This window comes from Pseudomonas sp. HLS-6 (genome assembly GCF_002753995.1).
GTDB lineage: Bacteria > Pseudomonadota > Gammaproteobacteria > Pseudomonadales > Pseudomonadaceae > Aquipseudomonas > Aquipseudomonas defluvii.
This window is the reverse complement of the sequence record NZ_CP024478.1, coordinates 2629508-2650667: the sequence shown is the minus strand read 5'-3', so window position 1 is coordinate 2650667 and position 21160 is coordinate 2629508. Positions and strand designations below refer to the sequence as shown.

The 21160-nt window shown below is 62.1% G+C and carries 19 protein-coding genes; 17 read left to right on the top strand and 2 right to left on the bottom strand.

Features of this window, described 5'->3' with window-relative positions:
- The first annotated feature begins 116 nt into the window (after positions 1-116).
- From wecB to CS390_RS12535, 4 genes are read left to right on the top strand one after another with little or no spacing between them, the layout of a single operon-like run.
- Entirely contained in the window at positions 117-1271 is a 1155-nt protein-coding gene (wecB, locus tag CS390_RS12550; protein WP_099774759.1) for a non-hydrolyzing UDP-N-acetylglucosamine 2-epimerase, read from the top strand.
- Positions 1268-3442: a cyclic di-3',5'-guanylate-activated glycosyltransferase NrfB gene (nrfB, locus tag CS390_RS12545; protein WP_099774757.1), complete on the top strand. Its 2175-nt coding sequence runs from the start codon at positions 1268-1270 to the stop codon at positions 3440-3442. Before wecB ends, nrfB begins: the two co-directional genes overlap by 4 nt.
- Positions 3439-6300 (top strand): phage receptor, encoded by a 2862-nt coding sequence (locus CS390_RS12540; protein WP_099774755.1) that lies wholly within the window; start codon positions 3439-3441, stop codon positions 6298-6300. Before nrfB ends, CS390_RS12540 begins: the two co-directional genes overlap by 4 nt.
- A complete protein-coding gene (locus tag CS390_RS12535; protein ID WP_099774753.1) occupies positions 6300-7151 on the top strand; it encodes a DUF4434 family protein in 852 nt (283 codons plus the stop codon). Before CS390_RS12540 ends, CS390_RS12535 begins: the two co-directional genes overlap by 1 nt.
- Positions 7152-7162: 11 nt before the next feature.
- Here CS390_RS12535 and paaX read toward each other — a convergent pair whose 3' ends face one another.
- Positions 7163-8125: a phenylacetic acid degradation operon negative regulatory protein PaaX gene (gene paaX, locus CS390_RS12530; RefSeq protein ID WP_065758402.1), complete on the bottom strand. Its 963-nt coding sequence runs from the start codon at positions 8123-8125 to the stop codon at positions 7163-7165.
- 77 nt (positions 8126-8202) lie between these two features.
- On the bottom strand, positions 8203-8802 hold the full coding sequence (paaY, locus tag CS390_RS12525) for a phenylacetic acid degradation protein PaaY (RefSeq protein WP_065758401.1): 600 nt from the start codon (positions 8800-8802) through the stop codon (positions 8203-8205).
- A 288-nt stretch (positions 8803-9090) separates the two neighbouring features.
- Between paaY and paaF the strand changes: the two genes are divergently transcribed.
- The 13 genes from paaF (at position 9091) to CS390_RS12460 (ending at position 21156) form a co-directional block, all read left to right on the top strand.
- Complete coding sequence (gene paaF / locus CS390_RS12520; protein ID WP_099774751.1) at positions 9091-9861, top strand: 2,3-dehydroadipyl-CoA hydratase PaaF; 771 nt, start codon at positions 9091-9093, stop codon at positions 9859-9861.
- A 53-nt stretch (positions 9862-9914) separates the two neighbouring features.
- Entirely contained in the window at positions 9915-10706 is a 792-nt protein-coding gene (gene paaG / locus CS390_RS12515) for a 2-(1,2-epoxy-1,2-dihydrophenyl)acetyl-CoA isomerase PaaG (RefSeq protein ID WP_065758399.1), read from the top strand.
- A gap of 2 nt (positions 10707-10708) precedes the next feature.
- Positions 10709-12226, top strand: a complete 1518-nt coding sequence (paaH, locus tag CS390_RS12510; protein WP_099774749.1) for a 3-hydroxyacyl-CoA dehydrogenase PaaH — start codon at positions 10709-10711, stop codon at positions 12224-12226.
- On the top strand, positions 12219-12659 hold the full coding sequence (gene paaI / locus CS390_RS12505) for a hydroxyphenylacetyl-CoA thioesterase PaaI (protein ID WP_099774747.1): 441 nt from the start codon (positions 12219-12221) through the stop codon (positions 12657-12659). The genes paaH and paaI overlap by 8 nt, the downstream gene beginning before the upstream one ends.
- Positions 12656-13867: a 3-oxoadipyl-CoA thiolase gene (pcaF, locus tag CS390_RS12500; protein WP_099774745.1), complete on the top strand. Its 1212-nt coding sequence runs from the start codon at positions 12656-12658 to the stop codon at positions 13865-13867. The genes paaI and pcaF overlap by 4 nt, the downstream gene beginning before the upstream one ends.
- Positions 13868-13961: 94 nt before the next feature.
- A complete protein-coding gene (gene paaK / locus CS390_RS12495; protein WP_099774743.1) occupies positions 13962-15272 on the top strand; it encodes a phenylacetate--CoA ligase PaaK in 1311 nt (436 codons plus the stop codon).
- A gap of 191 nt (positions 15273-15463) precedes the next feature.
- Positions 15464-16453 carry a 1,2-phenylacetyl-CoA epoxidase subunit PaaA gene (paaA, locus tag CS390_RS12490; RefSeq protein ID WP_065758394.1) on the top strand — a complete coding sequence of 330 codons (990 nt, stop codon included), beginning with the start codon at positions 15464-15466 and terminating at the stop codon, positions 16451-16453.
- 15 nt (positions 16454-16468) lie between these two features.
- Complete coding sequence (gene paaB, locus CS390_RS12485; RefSeq protein ID WP_065758393.1) at positions 16469-16750, top strand: 1,2-phenylacetyl-CoA epoxidase subunit PaaB; 282 nt, start codon at positions 16469-16471, stop codon at positions 16748-16750.
- A 1-nt stretch (position 16751) separates the two neighbouring features.
- On the top strand, positions 16752-17507 hold the full coding sequence (gene paaC, locus CS390_RS12480) for a 1,2-phenylacetyl-CoA epoxidase subunit PaaC (protein WP_099774741.1): 756 nt from the start codon (positions 16752-16754) through the stop codon (positions 17505-17507).
- The gene (gene paaD / locus CS390_RS12475) at positions 17494-18027 is read left to right on the top strand and encodes a 1,2-phenylacetyl-CoA epoxidase subunit PaaD (protein WP_099774740.1); all 534 of its coding nucleotides are present in this window, start codon (positions 17494-17496) and stop codon (positions 18025-18027) included. The genes paaC and paaD overlap by 14 nt, the downstream gene beginning before the upstream one ends.
- 20 nt (positions 18028-18047) lie before the next feature.
- Entirely contained in the window at positions 18048-19124 is a 1077-nt protein-coding gene (paaE, locus tag CS390_RS12470; RefSeq protein ID WP_099774738.1) for a 1,2-phenylacetyl-CoA epoxidase subunit PaaE, read from the top strand.
- 86 nt (positions 19125-19210) lie between these two features.
- On the top strand, positions 19211-19519 hold the full coding sequence (locus CS390_RS12465) for a DUF485 domain-containing protein (protein WP_099776666.1): 309 nt from the start codon (positions 19211-19213) through the stop codon (positions 19517-19519).
- Positions 19516-21156, top strand: a complete 1641-nt coding sequence (locus tag CS390_RS12460; protein ID WP_218195302.1) for a cation acetate symporter — start codon at positions 19516-19518, stop codon at positions 21154-21156. The genes CS390_RS12465 and CS390_RS12460 overlap by 4 nt, the downstream gene beginning before the upstream one ends.
- Positions 21157-21160: the final 4 nt, after the last annotated feature.

Sequence of the window (21160 nt, the reverse complement as noted above, 5' to 3'; positions counted from 1 at the left end):
AGCGTCCGACCAAGCGATTGGACAAGCTTTCGGGCACCTGCTTGTATCTAACTTTTACAGGACATGATTACCGTACAACTTTTAGCACGCGCAAGGAGGCTATGAGGAGCACGAACATGCCCTATAAAGTCGTGATGGTTTTCGGCACACGCCCCGAAGCGATCAAGATGGCGCCGCTGGCGAGGGTATTGCGCCAATGGCCCGACATAGCGCTGAACATCTGCTCCAGCGGGCAACACCGGGAGATGCTCGATCAGGTTCTGAAGGACTTCGGCCTGACCGTCGACATCGACCTTCAGGTCATGACCGACAACCAGAGCCTCAACGGATTATCCCAACAGTTGCTGGGTAAGCTCGACCTTTACTACGAGCGGGTGAACCCGGATATCGTCCTTGTTCACGGCGACACCACCACCAGCTTCATCGCTGCACTCTGCGCCTTCAACCGCCATATCCCCATTGCCCATGTCGAGGCCGGCCTGCGTACCGGAAACCTCAAGGCGCCCTGGCCCGAGGAAGCCAATCGTCGTCTGACCACGATCATCGCCGACCTGCATTTCCCCCCGACCAAGAAGGCCCGCGATAACCTGCTGCGCGAAGGGGTCGTGCTGGAACAGATCGAAGTGACCGGCAATACGGTCATCGATGCCCTGCTGTGGATGCGCGAACACCTCAAGAGCAGCCACTGGAAACCGGCAATCGGCTCGCCGCTGTCGGCTTTGCGCGATGACCAGCGCATGGTGCTGATCACCGGCCATCGCCGGGAAAACTTCGGGCATGGCTTTGAGCGTATCTGCCTGGCCATCGCCGAGCTGGCCCTGCGCTACCCCGAGGTTCAGTTCATCTACCCGGTGCATCTTAATCCGCACGTCCAGAAGGCCGTCTACTCGGTGCTTTCGCATCAGCCGAACATCCTGTTGGTTCCCCCTCAGGACTATCGACACTTTGTCTGGCTGATGGACCGCGCCTACTTGATCCTGAGCGATTCAGGAGGAATCCAGGAAGAAGCACCGGCACTGGGCAAGCCACTGCTGGTGCTGCGCAAGGTAACGGAGCGCCCCTCTGTACTGGAGGGTGGCACGGTGTTGCTGGTGGGCACCCAGACCGAACGAATCGTCAAGGAAACCAGCCGCCTGCTTGAAGAGCCTGACCTCTACCAACACATGAGCCGGGTGCTCAACCCTTACGGTGACGGACATGCCAGCGAGCGCATTGCCGAACGACTGAGCCGCTGGCTCGAGGACAACGCCAACGGGCGAGAGATGTCATGAGCCTGGGCCTGGTCGACGCCCTGACCTACGTGCTGTTCGGCCTCAAGCTGCTGGCCATTGTACTGGCCAGCCTGATGTTCCTGCTCGGGCTCGACGATCTGTTCATCGACCTGATCTATTGGTTGCGCAAACTCGTACGACGCTTTCGCATCTATGACAAATATGCGCGCGCCGACGAGCGCCGCCTGTTCGAGGTACCGGAAAAACCGCTGGCAATCATGGTGCCTGCCTGGCACGAAGTGGGCGTCGTTGGCGAGATGGCGCGCCTGGCAGCCTCCACCCTCGATTACGAGAACTACCAGATTTTTGTCGGCACCTACCCCAACGACCCGCAAACCCAGGCCGATGTCGATGCGGTGTGCCTGCATTATCCCAATGTTCACAAAGTCATCTGTGCCCGCCCCGGCCCCACCAGCAAGGCCGACTGCCTTAACAACATCATCGACGCGATCCTGCGCTTCCAGCGCGATGCGAGGATCGAGTTCGCCGGTTTCATCCTGCATGACGCCGAGGATGTCATCTCGCCTATGGAACTGCGGCTGTTCAACTACTTGCTGCCCGACAAGGACATGATTCAGATACCGGTCTACCCCTTCGCCCCCCAATGGCACGGGTTCACGGCAGGTCATTACGTCGATGAGTTCGCCGAAAACCATGGCAAGGATGTCATTGTCCGCGAAGCGCTAAGCGGCCAGGTTCCCAGCGCCGGTGTCGGTACCTGCTTCAGCCGCCGGGCTATTACGGCACTGCTTGAAGACGGCGACGGTATCGCATTCGATGTACAGAGCCTGACCGAAGACTACGACATCGGCTTCAGGCTCAAGCACAAAGGCATGAAGTGCATCTTTGCCCGCTATTCGATAAGCGACCCGCAACTGGCGCTCAAGCGCGAATGGCATTGGGGCATGAGCCGTGAATTTGCTCAGGTTATCTGCGTGCGCGAACACTTCCCGCGTGACTGGCGAAACGCGATCCGCCAGAAGTCGCGCTGGATCGTGGGGATCGTCTTTCAGGGCACCAGCAACCTGGGCTGGAGCCGCATCGGGGCACTCAACTACTTCCTCTGGCGCGATCGCCGCGGGCTGTTTGCCTACCTGCTGAGCTTTCTGGTTAACCTGTTGTTCCTGGTATTGCTGGCCATGTGGCTGGTGACGGTGATCGCACCCGACGCCTGGCGCTTCCCGTCCATCCTGTCCGACAGCGCCCTGTTGTCGACGCTGCTCTGGCTCAACGGCCTGCTGTTGATCAATCGTTTGCTTCAGCGCGGTTATTTCGTCACCCGTTACTACGGCATCATTGAGGGCCTGCTTTCGGCACCCCGAATGATGTGGAGCAATTTCGTCAATTTTTTCGCCAACCTGCGTGCCCTGCGCCAAGTCCTGGAGATGGGCGACTCGCGACGGGTCGCCTGGGACAAGACCACTCACGAGTTTCCGGCCCTGACCACCCCCATGCGCGAACCGTTGGGGCAGCGTTTGGTCGCCAAGGGGCTGATCAGCGAAGCACAACTGCAGGATGCCCTGACCAGCCCGGTACGCCGGCGCCTGGGGCGTGAACTGCTATTGCGAGGGTTGATCGACAGCGAGCAGTTGGTCCAGGCACTTGCCGAGCAATTTGACATGGCGTGGGCGCCGCTCAACCCGTTCAACATTCCCCCGGCGCTGATTGCCCAGTTGCCTCGTCGGCTGGCTATTCTTTATGCGGTGCTGCCGGTCGCTGAAGACGGCCCGACGCTGGTTCTGGCCAGCGAGGGGCCTGTCAGCCAGGTAGCGCTAGGGGTGATCAGTCGCCAGTTGAAACGTCCCGTACGTTGCCAATTGGCCCCCCAAGGGCGAGTCACCCTGGGATTGAGTTATCACTACCCCAGCCCCTGGCAACCGGAGGACACGCGGCAAATGCTCGCAGTGCTGGCCAAGCATCAGGACGACGCTGCGCTCCTTGAGCGGGTCAGCCATCACCAGGTCATGCTTGGCGCACTGCTGCAGGTGCGTGGCATCTTGCCAACCAGCTTGTTCAATCAGGTACTCATTGACTACAACCCGGAGCAGATGTCCATCGGCGAGCACCTGGTGGCGCGCGGTTTGATTACCGCCGAGGTTCTTCAGGAAACGCTGGCCGAGCAGGCCGCCGAGCTGCGGATCGCCTATCAGATGGCGCAGGAAGTGGCATGAAACGACGTCCACTGCTGATTGCTGCCAGCCTGCTGGTGGCGTGTATCAGTTCACAGACGCTCGCCGCGCCGCTCAGTAGTTTTGAGCGATTCCGCAGCTTCCCCTATATGGACCGCAGCTACCGCGAGGCGCGCAACAACAACTGGCAAGAGGTCGAGCGGTTGACCCGGTACCTGCTGGAGAAAGTACCCAACAACGATGAAGCACGCGCCCTGTTGATCGTGGCGCTTACCCGGCAACGACGCTACCGCGAGGCTGAACAGGTGGCCGAAGCCTTTGGCGCCAGCGCAGATCACGCCGACACCCTGCTGCAACTGCGCCTGACCTGGATTGAGCAAGACCCGCCCGGTAAAAGCCAGGTCGAGCGCTGGATCGCGGACAGTGACCTCACGCAACGCATACGCTTATGGCAAGCCTATAGCCTGAGCCTGGCCAAATTCGGGGGCGCCCAACGGGCATTGGACTGGCTCGACCAACTGCCAGGCAAAGGTGATGATCGTCTGCTGCGCATGGCGCGCGCCAACTGGGCCGAGCAACTGCACAACAGTGAGCAAACCATCGCACAGCTCGCGCCTTTGGCCGCGCGCGGGCCGTTGCCTGAAGAACCGTGGCGGCGCCTGGCCAATGCCTACGTCCAGCGCCTGGACGAAACAGCACTGAGCGCACTGCTGGCCAAGCCGCCGTCTGCCGAAGCGGCACGCCAAATGCGCCTGGCAATGATCGACCGGGCCATCGCGCTGGATCAAAAAAACCTGGCGCTACGCTGCCTGCAAGCATTGCCCAAGCAGGACCTAGAGCAACCGCAACGGCGTCAGCAACTGAGGGAGCTCGTCGAGCAAAGCGACCGCAGGGCCTTGGCCCAACGCCTGCCGGTCGAAGCCATGGCGCTTCCTCTCGATCGCCCGGGTGAAGCCATTGATGCCTGGGAGCGCCTTTATCACCTCAACGGTAGCCTGGAGGCGCTGGATCAGGCGACCTATCTGCAACTCACACACCATCAGGATGACCGTGCACAACAACTGCTCGAACAGGCCTACGACCGTCGCCAAGGCCCCTGGCCACCGGTATTACTGCAACGGTTAGGTGGTTTGTACAGCCGCGTCGACAGGCCGCTGGATGCAGGCCGTGCGAAAACCCTGATCCCGCAACTCGACAGCGCCAGCCGCGAGCAACTGCTGGCACGCTTGGCACAGAGTGGTCACTGCGAGGTCGTTCGCGCTGCGACCCCGCCAGTACCTCGTGAAATCGGTGAGTTGCGTGCGCTGGGCCGCTGCGCGATGCCAGAACGCCCCGGAGTGGCCGTCGCCTATTACCAGGCGGCCGTACGCCGTGGCGACCCGGCCAGCCAAGTGCCATTGGCCTATGCACTGGACGCGGCGGGCGACGCCGAAGCCGCCTACAGGATCTGGCAGCAACTGCCCTCCGAGCAGTGGACGGCCAATGCCCGACTCACCGCCGCCCGTAGCGCCTTGAACAGCAACCACACTCAAGAGGCCTGGGAGCATTGGCGTGCTGCGCCACACAGCAGCGCCGACGACTGGGCATTGGGCGCGGCCATTGCCCAACGCCGTGGCGCTTTCGCCGAAGCCATGGCCCTGCAACGCGAAGCCCTGCGCCATCAGCCGCGCGCCGATCACTACTATGCAGCCTCCGTGACTGCACAACACGCCAACGACCCACAACAGAGCCGTGAATGGCTGGCAGAAGCGGCACGGCTCGCCCCCGACAACCCGCGCTATCGCGCCGACTACGGCGTGCGACTGGCCGCCGCCGACACACCACAACTGCGCAGGCAATCGTTGCCCTACCTGATACAGGCCAGCCACGACTTTCCGGAAGACTACCGCATTGGCGAAACCCTGGCCTGGCGCTACGACGAGGTTGAAAACAGCGCAGCAGCCCGCCAGGAACTGCGCCGTATCATCGACCTGGAACAGAACATGGTGGACGACGGTACCGATGACACCCACCTCGCCGCCCGTGTGTACCGGCAACGCCGCGCCCATCAGAGCCTTTCGCAACGCGACAGCATCAGCGTGGCCAGCACCTGGTCGCCGGCCGGCGTCTCGACCAACGACACCCTGCGCAGCAACAACCCGCAACGCCGTGCTGCCTCGCAGAACGTTCAGCTAGCCCTGTGGGACCATGCCCTGGGTGATGAGCCGAGCCGCAACGGCAGCACACTGTCGGTGTATGGCCGAGTGCTGTTCGGCGGCCAGGACCGCAGCCACTATGCCCAAAGCATGGGGACCGGGCTCGGCCTGCGCTACAAGCCCTTGGGCACCACCAACCTGAACCTGTACGCCGAGTTGTACCAGCAACGCCAGATCGACGATCAGCACTACAGCGGCCTCAGCCTCGGCCAACTGCTCAGCCCCGGCAAGGTCGCTGACACCTATGGCGACCTGCGCGGCAATGCCCAGAGCAGCAATGACCTGCTGCTACGCGCGACTGCTTCGTTCCTCGATCAAGGCGACTACCGCAATGACTGGCGTGTCGAGGAGAACCACTGGAGTGAACGGTTTCTCTACCTGGACGCCGCCTGGTGGACGCATGCTGGTGAACACCAGTGGACATCACGATTCCAGCAGGGGCATACCTGGAAACTGCCAGCTACCCGCCCGCAAACACTGATGCCCTATGGTTTTCTGGCGTTTTCCAGCCAGGATCCCGGCAACGACTGGCGTCAGGACCTGCGCACCGGCCTCGGCCTGCGCTGGCAATGGTGGTTCGATGACGATCGCTACAACGCCTACCGAGGCCATCTGACAGTTCGCACCGAATACCAGCAGGCGCTGGGCGGCAATCTATATGAGCGGGCCAACGGCGTGCTCCTGGGCGTGGAGTTGAACTTCTGATGGGGCGATACGTACTGGGCGTGCTACTGCTGATACTGAGTGTTCTGGTCAATGCTGACGAACGTCTGTTTTACCAGCCGCTCAGCCGCGATGCGGCGCTGAGCCCGGCACAGTGGCGCACCCTCTGGCGCGAAACCGCAAACCAGGGCGTCCAGACCCTGATCGTGCAATGGAGCCGCTACGGCAGCGAGGACTTTGGCGGCGCCCAGGGTTGGCTCGCCAACAGCCTGCGCCTGGCCCATGAACAGGGCCTGCAATTGGTACTCGGGCTGCACATGGACGACGCCTACTACAGGCGTATCGACGAACTGGACGGCGCGGGCCTGATCGCCTACTGGAAAGCACAACTGGGCCAATCGCTGGCTCAGCAGCAACGGCTAAAGGACACCTGGGCGCTTCCGGTCAGCGGTTGGTACCTGCCCATGGAACTGGATGACCTGCACTTCCAACAGGCCGACCGCCGTGAGGCGCTGCACACGCTGTTGCAAGCCTTCCTGCGCGAAGCAGGTGGCCCCATGCACCTTAGTGTTTTCAGCACTGGCAAGCTGTCACCGAACGGACAAGCACAGTGGCTGGAGGCATTGGCCCGTCTCGGCCTGACGGTATGGTGGCAGGACGGCGCCGGGACCGGGCGCTTGCCTGAGTTCGTCCGCCAGCAGTACGCGGCAGCGCTCGCCTGCGAGATTGGCATCATCCGAGAAGCATTCCGCCAGACCAGCACGGAAGGCCAACCATTCAAGGCCGCCCCCGCACCACCGCAAACCAGCAAAAGCTGCCATCCGCAGGCCGTGTTTGAATTGCATTACCGGCCGTGGGCCAAGCACCTCCTGACCGCGCCAGACGGTACCTGAGCCAGCTTCTGCTAGTCCGCCGTATCGGCTTCACTGCCAGGCCCGGCGCCGACCGGCAAGCCGCCAAAGCGCTTGTAGAACCCTGCGCTGGCATCCGGCAACGGCCCGTCGGCGGTCTCCATCGCCGACTCCAGCCACTGCTCGGCTGCCGCATAGATCAACCGATAGATATTCCGGCACAACTGTCGCGCTGCACGCCCTTCCCAATCGCCAGGGAGCAATTCGTCAGGCAACTGCGGGTCACGCAGCAGCAGCTTGCGGTACTCATGAATCAGCAGGATGCGCGCCAGGAAGCATTCCTGTGGGTCGAGTTGCTCCTGCTCGCGCAGGCTTTGCCACAGTGGCCGGAACAACTGGATGAACTCGCTGTAATGCGCAGCCAACTCATCGATGTTCCAACTCTCGCGAACCTGCATGCGCAGTGCTTTTGAAGCCATGACATCCTGTGCAGTGGTCTCGAACAGCAGTGTGTCTTCCTGTGCGCCGAGGTCCAGAAGCGTGGCGTTCACATCGGCCCGGTCGCAACGTGGACACGCCAGCACCACCGGAGAAATCGCACCAAAGCCTTGCCACTCCAACTCTTCGCGCACCTGCTTGCGCTTGTCGGCCGGCAGTTGAGTCAACATTGCCAGGCACCACGAGCCGTCCCAGGCCGGTAAAGTGCTGGCGTAGACCCGCTTGAAGGCCTTGTCGAAACGACGCCGTCCCGTGCCGGTCAAGCTGTAATAGCTGCGCCGCCCGACTTTTTCAGCCGTTAGCCAGTTCTCCTTGGTCAAGCGAAAAATGGATGTGCGAATCAAGCGCTCGTTGATCCCAACGGGTTCGAGCAGCTGGATCAGGCTTCCCAGCCACACGGTACCGCCATGTGGCTCAATGGCATCACCGTAGAGCGTGATGATCAACGAACTGGCGCGAATGGGCGTTTGCTGCTGGAAACGGTCGATCAGTTTAGTGAGCGGAGCTAGGGACGACATGGGCGTTCCGGTCGAAAAATAAGAAATATACCCCTGGCAGTCAGCAATGACCATTCAGGGCACAGCCGGGGCGCTGTTCAGGCGCTGCCCGACGACTTGGGGCGCAACCCGCTGTCATGGATACGGCGGCGGTCGGCCTCGACGACGCTCAGTGGCGTGCATTCCTGCAGCGAGGCCATGCAGCGTTGCGCCAACACTTGATACTCGCGCGTACCGGCCTGCTTCCAGGCCACTTCCTCATCGCTGAGCCGGCGCTTGACCTGCGCAGGTGAACCCAGCACCAACGATTGCTCTGGGCAACTGAAACCAGCCTTGACCAGCGCACCGGCCGAAACGAATGAACGCGCGGCGATATGCGCGTTATCCATCACTACTGCATTCATACCAATCAAGGCATCTGCACCGACCCGGCATCCGTGCAGTACCGCGCCGTGACCGACGTGGCCATTGCGTTCAACTACCGTGTCGCTGTCCGGAAAACCATGCATCACACAGGTGTCCTGAACGTTCGCGCCCTCCTCCAGCACGATCCGACCGAAGTCACCGCGCAAGCTGGCCAGTGGGCCGACATAGCAACGCGGGCCGATGATCACATCACCGATCAACACGGCGGATGGGTGAACGTAAGCCGTTGGATCAACCACTGGCGTCAGTTCATCGAGGCTGTAACACGTCATAGGCACGCTCCTCGCGTCTAAAGCTGGAATTTTGTTCGCTGCAAAATCGTCTTTCTTGTATCACATTGCAACAGCGCCAAACATCCAGAAATCACTAATTCCACAACAAAAATCAGCAGAAATAGTGAGCGGCGCGAGTAAGAGACCCGCGAATTTAAGACACGCTATTTTATTTTAGTATTGCATTTACGTATCACGTTGTGGCTATACTCTGGAAAAACGGCCCTGGGGCCCGTCCAAAAAACCAGTCCGGCCAAAGGCCGCGTCCGCCTTGCGAGAGTCCTTGCCATGCCGCAAACACTTGCCGTGCAATCCCACCAGGCGGTGTGCCTGATCACCCTGCAGCGCCCTCAGGCGCTGAACGCACTCAGCACCGAACTGCTCGCCGAACTGGCGAACGAACTGGAACGCTGCAACCACGACGACACCATCCGCGCCGTGGTGCTGACCGGGAGCCGCAAGGCGTTTGCGGCAGGCGCCGACCTCAATGAAATGGCTGAGCGCGACCTCGTCGGCATGCTCAACGACCCCCGCCAGGCCCACTGGCAGCGCATCACCGGCTTCGCCAAGCCCTTGATCGCTGCAGTCAACGGCTATGCCCTGGGCGGCGGCTGTGAGCTGGCCATGCACGCGGACATCCTGATCGCTAGCGAAGATGCTCAGTTCGGTCAACCCGAAATCAATCTGGGGATCATGCCGGGCGCAGGCGGCACCCAACGGTTACTGCGCGCAGTTGGCAAATCGCTGGCCATGCAGATGGTCCTGAGCGGCGAGCCCATCAGTGCGCGCCGTGCACTGGAGGCCGGGTTGGTCAGTGAAATCACACCACCAGAGCTGACGGTCGAACGCGCCCTGCAGATCGCTAGCACCATCGCCAACAAGGCCCCGCTGGCGGTACGCCTGGCCAAGGAAGCGCTGTTGAAGGCGCAGGACCTCGACCTGGCCAGCGGCCTGCGCTTTGAACGCAACGCCTTTACCTTGCTCGCCGGCACCGCCGACCGAAACGAGGGTATTCGCGCCTTCCAGGAAAAACGCCCAGCCCGCTTCAACGGCCAGTAAGCCCCTGCGTCCGTTTCGCGACATTGACAGACCTGCAACCAAAGGCAGCCACCATGACGTTTGAACACATTCTGTTTTCCATTGAAGACGGCGTTGCACGCCTCAGCCTCAATCGCCCCGAGCAACTGAACAGTTTCAATACCCAGATGCATGAAGAGGTTCGCCAGGCACTCAAGACAGTGCGTCAGAGCGGCGAGGCGCGGGTACTGTTACTCACTGCCGAGGGGCGTGGCTTCTGCGCAGGTCAGGACCTGGGCGACCGCAATGTCGCGCCAGGTGCAGCAGTGCCAGACCTGGGCGAATCCATCGAGCGTTTCTACAACCCGTTGATCCGCACGCTGCGTGAGCTGCCAATGCCGGTTATCTGTGCGGTCAACGGCGTGGCCGCCGGTGCCGGCGCCAACATTCCGCTGGCCTGCGACCTGGTGCTGGCCGCCCGCTCAGCAAGCTTCATCCAGGCATTCTGCAAGATTGGCCTGATTCCCGACTCTGCAGGCACCTGGGCCCTGCCTCGATTGGTCGGCATGGCTCGGGCCAAGGCCCTGGCCCTGCTGGGTGATCGTTTGAGCGCCGAGCAGGCCGTGGAGTGGGGCTTGATCTACCGCTGTGTCGACGATGCTGACTTGCGTGATGAAGCACTGAAATTGGCCCGACACCTGGCGACTCAGCCGACCTATGGCCTGGCCCTGATCAAACGTAGCCTGCACGCCAGCCTGGACAACAGCTTCGAGCAGCAACTGACGCTCGAGCGCGACCTCCAGCGCCTGGCCGGGCGTAGCGAAGACTACCGTGAAGGGGTGAGCGCCTTCATGGCCAAGCGCACCCCAGTGTTCAAGGGGTGCTGAACATGCCCGCCTTGAACCCGCACACCCTGATCGCAGTGATCGGCGCAGGCGCCATGGGGGCCGGCATCGCACAAGTGGCCGCGCAGGCCGGGCACCCGGTACGGCTGTACGACAATCGTCCGGGCGCGGCCGCGCAGGCGATCGCCAACATCGACCAACAGCTGGCCAAACGCGTTGCCAGCGGCAAGCTGGCGGCCACCGCCAAGGCCGATTGCATCGCCCGGCTGCAGCCAGCCGACAGCCTTGAGGCTCTGGCCGATGCCGGGCTGGTGATCGAGGCCATTGTCGAGAACCTGGAGGTCAAGCAGGCACTGTTCAGCGAACTGGAAGGCCTGTGCCGCAGTGACTGCATCCTGGCCAGCAACACCTCGTCACTGTCCATCACCCGCCTGGCGGCAGGCCTTCAACGCCCGGCCCAGGTTGTCGGCATGCACTTTTTCAACCCGGCACCGTTAATGGCCCTGGTTGAAGTGATCAGCGGCCTGGCCACCGATCCAGAGGTTGCAGCCTGCATCCTTGCCACCGCCCGTGCCTGGGGCAAAACACCGGTGCTGGCGCGCTCAACGCCGGGATTTATCGTCAACCGCGTGGCTCGCCCGTTCTATGCCGAAAGCCTGCGCCTGCTGCAGGAAGGTGTGGCCGATTGCGCCAGCCTCGACTCACTGTTGCGCGAAGCCGGTGGTTTTCGCATGGGCGCCTTCGAGCTGACAGACCTGATCGGACACGACGTCAACTATGCCGTCACCTGCTCAGTGTTCGACGCCTACTACCAGGACATGCGCTTTCAGCCTTCATTGATCCAGAAAGAGTTGGTCGACGCTGGCCACTTGGGTCGCAAGCGTGGACTTGGCTTTTATGACTACCGTGAAGGTGCTATGCGTCCCCAGCCGAGCAACCTGCACAGCACCGCCGTGGTCGAGCAACTGATCGTGGAAGGCGAAAGCGGCCTGCTCGAGCCGCTGGTCACGCGACTGGCAGCCAGCGGCATCAGCGTGGTACGCCGTGCAGGCCGCGGCGTACTGCGGGTCGGCGATGCCACCGTGGCGCTGAGTGATGGTCGAATGGCCAGCCAACGGGCCCGTGAGGAGGGTCTGGACAACCTGGTCCTGCTCGACCTCGCCCTTGATTACCAACAAGCCTCTCGGTTGGCCATCAGCACTGCGGCAGACACCACTACGCTGGCCCGCGACCAGGTCGTCGCACTGCTCAACCGTGCCGGTATCGCCGTCAGCGCCCTGCGGGACAGCCCGGGCCTGTGCGTACTGCGCACCGTCGCCATGCTGGCCAACGAAGCGGCTGACGCCCTGTTGCAAGGCGTTGCCAGCGCTCAGGACCTGGATCTGGCCATGTGCGCCGGGGTCAACTATCCCTGCGGCCCTCTGGCCTGGGCGGATGCCATCGGTATCGAGCGGGTTGTCCAGGTGCTGGGCAACCTGCAGGCCGCTTACGGCGAAGAACGTTACCGTCCTTCTTTGCAACTGCGTCGGCTACTGGCCGAAGGAGCCCTGTTCCATGAATGACTGTCTTGATCTGGCCAGCCGCTGCGCCCAGGCCCTGTTCCAACGCGACCAGGCCAGCCAGGGCATGGGCATGCGCCTGCTCGCCACCGGCCCTGGCAGTGCGCGGGTCGGCATGAGCGTGCGCGAGGACATGCTCCAGGGCCACGGCACCTGCCACGGCGGTTACCTGTTCGCCCTGGCGGATTCGGCCTTCGCTTTTGCCTGCAACAGCTACAACGATGCCACCGTGGCGATTGGATGCAGCATCGACTACATCGCCCCGGCACGACTCGGCGACACGTTGACGGCGGTGTGTACCGAGCAAAGCCGCAGCGGCCGTACCGGCAACTACGACGTACGCATTGAAAACCAGCAGGGCGAACTGATCGCCCTGTTTCACGGCAAGTCCTACAAAGTGCGCGGCAGCGTGCTGAACACGGAGACCCCGGCATGAACGACGCATTGATCATTGATGCCCTGCGCACCCCCATTGGCCGCTACGCCGGAGCGCTCAGTGGCGTGCGCGCTGACGACCTCGGTGCGGTTCCGCTGCGTGCACTGATGCAGCGCCACCCACAACTGGACTGGAGCGCCATTGACGATGTGTACTACGGCTGCGCCAACCAGGCGGGCGAAGACAATCGCAACGTCGCGCGCATGTCTGCCCTGTTGGCCGGTTTGCCGCTGAGCGTGCCCGGCACCACCCTGAACCGCCTGTGCGGTTCGGGCCTGGATGCCATCGGCAGTGCGGCCCGCGCCATTCGCAGTGGCGAAGCCGGATTGATGCTGGCCGGAGGCGTCGAGTCGATGTCCCGTGCACCACTGGTCATGGGCAAGGCCGAGCAGGCTTTTTCGCGCCAGGCGGAGCTGTTCGACACCACCATTGGCTGGCGTTTCGTCAACCCGCTGATGCAACAGCAGTACGGCATCGATTCCATGCCGGAAACGGCAGAGAACGTCGCCGAACAGTTCAACATTTCCCGTGCCGATCAGGACGCGTTTGCCTTGCGTAGCCAGCAGCGCACCGCCGCGGCGCAGGCCCGTGGCCGACTGGCCAAGGAAATCATCGCCGTCCAGATCGCCCAGCGCAAAGGCCCACCCAAGGTGGTCGAACACGACGAGCACCCGCGTGCCGAAACCACGCTGGAACAATTGCAGAAACTCGGCACCCCGTTCCGCGCCAATGGCACGGTCACCGCAGGCAATGCCTCCGGCGTCAACGACGGCGCTTGCGCTCTGCTCCTGGCCAGCCGCGCCGAAGCCCAGCGCTATGGCCTTAAAGCGCGTGCCCGGGTCGTGGCGATGGCCACCGCCGGGGTTGAACCACGGATCATGGGCATTGGCCCGGTACCGGCTACCCGCAAGGTTCTGGAGCGGTCGGGCCTGAGCCTGGCCGACATGGATATCATTGAGCTCAATGAAGCCTTTGCCGCACAAGGGCTGGCAGTGCTGCGCGAGCTGGGCATCGCCGACGATGATCCTCGGGTCAACCCCAATGGTGGCGCGATCGCGCTGGGGCACCCGCTGGGGATGAGCGGCGCCCGCCTGGTGACCACCGCGTTGATCGAGTTGGAGGAACGTCAGGCGCGCTATGCCCTGTGCACCATGTGCATCGGTGTAGGCCAGGGCATTGCGCTGATCATCGAGCGCCTTGACGGCTGAACGTACACCCCAGGCCATGGCGCCCAAGGTATTCTTGGCGTCATGCACTCAGGCCGGTAGCCCCGGCCCTTACAAAAACAATTTGAGTGAACCCATGAACATGCAGATCAGCAATGCCGCCGTGCTCGACCCGATGGAAACCGCCAGCATCGACCAACTGCGCCAGCATCAGCTGGAGCGCTTGCGCTGGAGCCTCGGTCACGCCTACCAGAATGTCCCCATGTACCGTCAGCGCTTCGACGAAGTGGGCGTACACCCCGACGACATCCGCAGCCTCGACGACCTGGCAAAACTCCCGTTTACCTACAAGGCCGATCTGCGCGACAACTACCCCTACGGCATGTTCGCTGTGCCCATGCACGATGTCGTCAGGCTGCATGCGTCCAGCGGCACCACCGGCAAGCCGACCGTGGTCGGCTACACCCAGAACGACATTGACACCTGGGCCAATGTGGTCGCCCGCTCGATCCGTGCCGCCGGTGGGCGCAAAGGCGACAAGGTTCACGTGTCTTACGGCTATGGCTTGTTCACAGGCGGCCTTGGCGCCCACTACGGTGCCGAGCGCCTCGGCTGTACAGTGATTCCAATGTCCGGCGGCCAGACCGAGAAGCAGGTGCAACTGATCCGTGACTTCCAGCCCGACATCATCATGGTCACGCCGTCCTACATGCTGAACATTGCCGATGAAATCGAGCGCCAAGGCATCGACCCGCACCAACTGGCCCTGCGCCTGGGTATTTTCGGCGCCGAGCCCTGGACACCTGAACTACGCAGCGCCCTTGAGTCGCGCCTGGGCATCACGGCCCTGGACATTTATGGCCTTTCGGAAATCATGGGGCCGGGCGTCGCCATGGAGTGTGCGGAAAGCAAGGACGGGCCTACCGTCTGGGAAGACCATTTCTACCCCGAGATCATCGACCCGGTGACCGGGGCGGTACTCCCTGATGGTGAGTTGGGCGAACTGGTGTTCACCTCCTTGAGCAAAGAGGCGCTGCCGATGATTCGCTATCGCACCCGCGACCTCACTCGCCTGTTGCCAGGCACTGCCCGACCGATGCGACGCATCGACAAGATCACCGGACGTAGCGACGACATGTTGATCATCCGGGGTGTCAACGTGTTCCCGACACAGATCGAGGAACAGGTCCTGAAAATAAAACAGCTTTCCGAGTGCTACGAGATGCATCTGTATCGCAATGGCAATCTCGACAGCCTCGATGTACACGTTGAGCTCAGGCCCGACCAACAGCACCTTGGCGAGGATCAGCAGAAAGCCCTGTGCGGCGATCTGAGCCGACACATCAAAACCCACATCGGCATCAGTGCACGTATCGTGCTGCAGCCCGTGTTTTCGATTAAACGCTCCGAGGGCAAGGCCTGCCGGGTGTTCGACAAGCGCACGTAACCCGCCCCATAAGGGCTATTCCAGCAGCACGAAAAGAGCCTCGCTTCGGCGGGGCTTTTTTTCGCCCGCTGTTCGGGTAAAAGCGATACAAAAATTTTATACGACACGTATTTTTGTATTTGATATTTGATTATGTATCACTTATAACTACTGCCAGGCCCAAGCCCACCCCTCAAGGCTGGAGACACAGCATGTACGCACAACTGGTTGAGACCGGCGTAAAACGCCTCAAGACGCTGGAGGAGATGTCCGAGCAGGAGCGCGCGTTCCAGGAAAAGATCGATGCGGAAATCAAGATCGAACCGAAGAACTGGATGCCCGATGCCTACCGGCAAACCCTGATTCGACAGATTTCCCAGCACGCCCACTCGGAAATCGTCGGCATGCTGCCCGAAGGCAACTGGGTCACCCGCGCCCCTAGCCTGAAACGCAAACTGCAACTGATGGCCAAGATCCAGGACGAAGCGGGCCATGGCCTGTACCTGTACAGCGCCATGGAAACCCTGGGTGCCGACCGTGACGAAGAAGTCGCCAAGCTGCACAGCGGCAAGGCCAAGTACTCCAGCATCTTCAACTACCCGACCCTGAACTGGGCGGACATGGGTGCCGTTGGCTGGCTGGTCGACGGCGCCGCGATCGTCAACCAGGTTGTGCTGCAGCGCACCAGTTACGGCCCCTACTCGCGGGCAATGATCCGTATCTGCAAGGAAGAGAGCTTTCACCAGCGCCAGGGCTACGAAATCCTCCTGACCATGATGCGTCACGGTACCCAGGCACAGAAGGACATGGTTCAGGACGCCATCAATCGCCTGTGGTGGCCTGCCCTGATGATGTTCGGCCCAAGCGACGAACACTCACCCAACAGCGCGCAATCGATGGCCTGGAAGATCAAGCGCCAGAGCAACGATGAACTGCGCCAGCGCTTCATCGACCAGACCGTACCGCAACTGGAACTGTTGGGCTGCACCGCACCCGACCCGGAGCTGAAATGGAACGCTGAACGCGGCCACTACGACTTCGGTGCGATTCAGTGGGAAGAGTTCTACGAGGTGCTCAAGGGCAACGGCCCCTGCAACCAGGAACGCCTCGCTACCCGTCGCAAGGCCATCGAAGACGGTGCCTGGGTACGTGCCGCCGCCGTTGCTCATGCCCGTAAAAAACACAACAAGAACGCCGCCTGATCTGGAGTAGCCGAGATGTCCGAGTGGACCCTTTTCGAAGTTTTCGTGCGTAGCAAGCACGGTTTGAACCACAAGCATGTCGGCAGCGTACATGCCGCCGACGCCGCCATGGCCATCGAAAATGCCCGTGAGCTGTACACCCGCCGCAACGAAGGGGTGAGCCTCTGGGTAGTGCCCTCGGCACTGATCACCGCCTCGTCGCCAGACGAAAAAGACCCGTTGTTCGACCCCGCCGAAGACAAGGTCTACCGCCATGCCAGCTTCTATGAGCTGCCGGCTGAAGTGGGGCATATGTAAGATGAACCAGGACCTGATCCAATACCTGCTACGCCTGGGCGACAGCGCCCTGATCCAGGGCCAGCGCCTGTGTGAATGGTGCGGTCGGGCGCCCGCACTGGAAGAAGAATTGGCCTTGATGAACGTTGGCCTGGACCTGGTTGGCCAGGCCCGCAACTGGCTGGAGTACGCCGCCGAACTGGCCAATGACGGTCGCGATGCCGATCACCTGGCCTTCCGCCGCGACGAGCGCGCCTACCGCAACCTGTTGCTGGTCGAGCAACCCAATGGCGATTATGCCGTCACCGTGCTCAAGCAGTTCCTCTATGACGCCTGGCACCTGGCGGTACTGGAAGGCCTGACCCACTCCAGCGACAGCCGCCTGCAAGGCATCGCCGCCAAGGCCGTGAAAGAAGTGACCTATCACCTGCGCCGCTCCAGCGAGTGGGTCGAGCGCCTGGGCGACGGCACAGAGGAAAGCCACCAGCGCATGCTCGCAGCCATCCCGCAGCTGTGGCGCTTTACCGTCGAGCTGAGCGACAGCGATGCCGTCGAGCAGCGCCTGCACGCGGCGGGCCTTATCGGCGACCCGCAGCAGATCGCCGCCGCCTGGCAACAGCAGGTCGAGCGAACGTTCGACAGCGCCACCCTGCCCTTGCCGGCACCGGCCTGCCACTTCTACCTCAGCGGTCGTCAGGGCCTGCACAGCGAGCATCTGGGCTTGCTGCTGGCTGAAATGCAGTTCTTGCCACGAGCCTACCCCGATGCAACCTGGTGAGCTGATAGCCAGCGACCTCGGCGCCCGCGCTGCGGTGCCCGGCGACCTCGACCAGGCCTGGCAGGTGCTGGGCCGGGTCATGGACCCGGAAGTGCCCGTGATCAGCGTGGTCGAGCTGGGGATTGTTCGTGCACTGGCCTGGAATGCCGGGCATTTGCATGTCGTGGTCACCCCGACCTATTCCGGTTGCCCCGCCACTGAAGTCATCGAAGCCGATATTCGTCAGGCCCTGGAAGACGCAGGGTTTAGCGCGCCGCAGCTCGAACGACAGTTGCACCCGGCCTGGACCACCGACTGGATCACCAGCACCGGCCGCGAGCGCTTGCTGGCCTACGGCATCGCGCCCCCGCTGGGCAGTGCCAACAAACGCAGCCTGCTCGGCGATGACGGCACCGTGAACTGCCCGCAATGTGGCAGCGCACACACCGAACTGCTCAGCCAGTTTGGCTCGACCGCCTGCAAAGCCCTGTACCGCTGCTGCGATTGCCGCGAACCCTTCGATTACTTCAAGTGCATCTAAGCGCGTGATGGAGAGCCACCATGAGCCAATTTCACAGCCTGACCGTCAAGCAAGTGCGCACAGAAACCCGCGATGCGGTGTCGATTCTGTTCGACGTGCCGGCGACGCTCAGCCAGCAGTTTCGTTTTACCCAGGGCCAGTACTTGGTCATGCGCACCCAGCTGGACGGTGAGGAAGTACGCCGTTCCTATTCAATCTGCACCGGGGTCAACGACAGCGAGTTGCGTGTGGCCGTCAAGCGGGTACCGGGTGGTCGCTTCTCCGCCTTCGCCAACGACGTGCTGAGCGCAGGCGATGTGCTCGAGGTGATGCCGCCAGCCGGCAGCTTCAACATCGCCCTCGCCCCTGAACGACAGGGCCGCTATCTGGCGGTTGCCGCTGGCAGCGGCATTACCCCGATCCTGTCGATCATCAAGACCACCCTGGAAACCGAACCCAACAGCCACTTCACCCTGCTCTATGGCAATCGCGCCAGCAGCAGTGCGCTGTTCCGCGAACAGCTTGAGGACCTGAAAAACCGCTACCTGCAGCGCTTGAACCTGATTTTTGTCTTCAGCCGCGAACAGCAGGACATCGACCTTTATAACGGCCGTATTGATGCGGACAAGTGTGGGCAACTGTTCAGCCGTTGGCTTGATGTGCCGCGCCTTGATGCTGCGTTCATCTGCGGACCACAGGCCATGACCGAGATCGTCCGCGACCGCCTCAAGGACAGCGGCATGGCGGCCGAACGCATCCATTTCGAGCTGTTCGCCGCAGCCGGCAACGAGCAGCGTCGCGAAGCTCGCGAGGCAGCACGCCAGGCAGATTCGGCGGTCAGCCAGATCACCGTGATCAGCGACGGCCGCGCCCTGGCCTTCGACCTGCCGCGCAACAGCCAGAGCATCCTCGACGCCGGCAATGCCATCGGCGCCGAACTGCCCTACTCGTGCAAGGCAGGCGTGTGCTCGACCTGCAAGTGCAAGGTCGTCGAAGGTGAAGTGGAGATGGACAGCAACCACGCCCTTGAAGACTACGAAGTGGCCGCCGGCTACGTGCTCTCGTGCCAGAGCTACCCGGTCAGCGACAAGGTCGTCCTGGATTTCGACCAGCTTTGATCCACTCGCAGGGGCTGGCAATGCCTGCCCCTGCTGCAAGCCGGCAACACCCCCAAAACAACTACAAAAAAGATCAAGAGAGCGCCATGACACCCAACGATATCGAAAGCATCTGCAAGCACCCGGACTTTCAACAGCTGGTCAGGCGTAAACAGCGCCTGAACTGGTCGCTGACCCTGGCCATGCTTGTCATCTACTACGGCTTCGTCCTGCTGGTTGCCTTCTCACCCAGCACCCTGGGTCAATCCCTGAGTGGCGGGGTCACCTCGGTCGGCATGCTGGTCGGGGTCGTGATCGTGCTGTTGTCCTTTGCCTTGACCGGCATCTACGTCTATCGCGCCAACAACGTACTCGACCCGCTCAACGACAAAGTCCGGCAGGAGTGCGCCCAATGAAACCCGTATTTACCTTACTGCTGCCGGGCCTGATGATCAGCGACCTGGCGCTCGCCGCCGATGCTACCCGTCCGTTGAACTGGAACGCCATCGGCATGTTCCTGATGTTTGTCCTGTTCACCCTGGGCATTACCCGTTGGGCGGCACGGCGCACCCGCTCAGCCAGCGACTTCTATACCGCCGGTGGCGGCCTGACCGGTTTCCAGAACGGCCTGGCGATTGCTGGCGACATGATCAGCGCGGCGTCGTTCCTCGGCATTTCCGCCATGATGTTCCTCAATGGCTATGACGGCTTGCTCTATGCGCTGGGTGTCCTGGCCGGGTGGCCGATCATCCTGTTCCTGATTGCCGAGCGCTTGCGCAACCTGGGCAAGTACACCTTCGCCGACGTGGTCTCCTATCGTCTGGCACAGACACCCGTGCGCCTGACCTCGGCGTTTGGCACCCTGACCGTTGCCCTGATGTACCTGGTGGCGCAAATGGTCGGTGCCGGCAAGCTGATCGAGTTGTTGTTTGGCATCAGCTACCTGTATGCGGTCATTCTGGTGGGCGTTCTGATGGTGTTCTATGTCACCTTCGGCGGCATGTTGGCCACGACCTGGGTGCAGATCATCAAGGCCGTGCTGTTGCTGTCGGGCACCACCTTCATGGCGCTCATGGTACTGCGGCACTTTGGCTACAGCACTGAAGCGATGTTTGCCGGCGCGGCAGCGGTACACACCAAGGGGCAAGCGATCATGGCGCCCGGCGGGCTGTTGTCCAACCCGATCGACGCGATTTCGCTGGGCCTGGGCATGATGTTCGGGACCGCCGGCCTGCCGCATATCCTGATGCGCTTCTTCACCGTCAGCGACGCCAAGGAAGCGCGCAAGAGCGTGTTCTACGCGACCGGTTTCATCGGCTACTTCTACCTGCTGCTGATTGTCGTCGGCTTTGGCGCCATCGTCATGGTGGGCACAGAGCCAGCCTACCGCGATGCCAGCGGCGCGATCATCGGCGGCGGCAACATGATCGCCGTGCACCTGGCCCAGGCGGTTGGCGGCAACCTGTTCCTCGGTTTCATTTCGGCAGTGGCCTTTGCCACCATTCTGGCGGTGGTCGCCGGCCTGGCGCTGTCCGGTGCTTCGGCGGTCTCCCATGACCTTTATGCCTGCGTCGTGCGCAAGGGCAAAGCCACCGAGCAGGAAGAAATGCGCGTGTCGCGTATTGCCACCCTGGCGATCGGCGTTCTGGCGATCATCCTCGGCCTGCTCTTCGAGTCGCAGAACATCGCCTTCCTCTCCGGCCTGGTATTGGCCATCGCGGCCTCGGTGAACTTCCCGGTGCTGTTCCTCTCGATGTTCTGGAAAGGCCTGACCACCCGCGGCGCAGTCGCCGGCAGCATGGCTGGCCTGGTCTCGGCCATCGCCCTGCTGGTGCTCAGCCCGGCGGTCTGGGTCAACGTCCTGCACTTCGACAAAGCACTGTTCCCCTACAACAACCCGGCCCTGTTCTCCATGAGCCTGGCGTTCCTTGGCGCCTGGGTGTTCTCAGTGACCGACAGCTCACCACAAGCAGCGCAAGAACGCGGCCGCTACCTGGCCCAGTTCATTCGCTCGATGACCGGAATCGGCGCCGCCGGTGCCAGTAAACACTGACCAT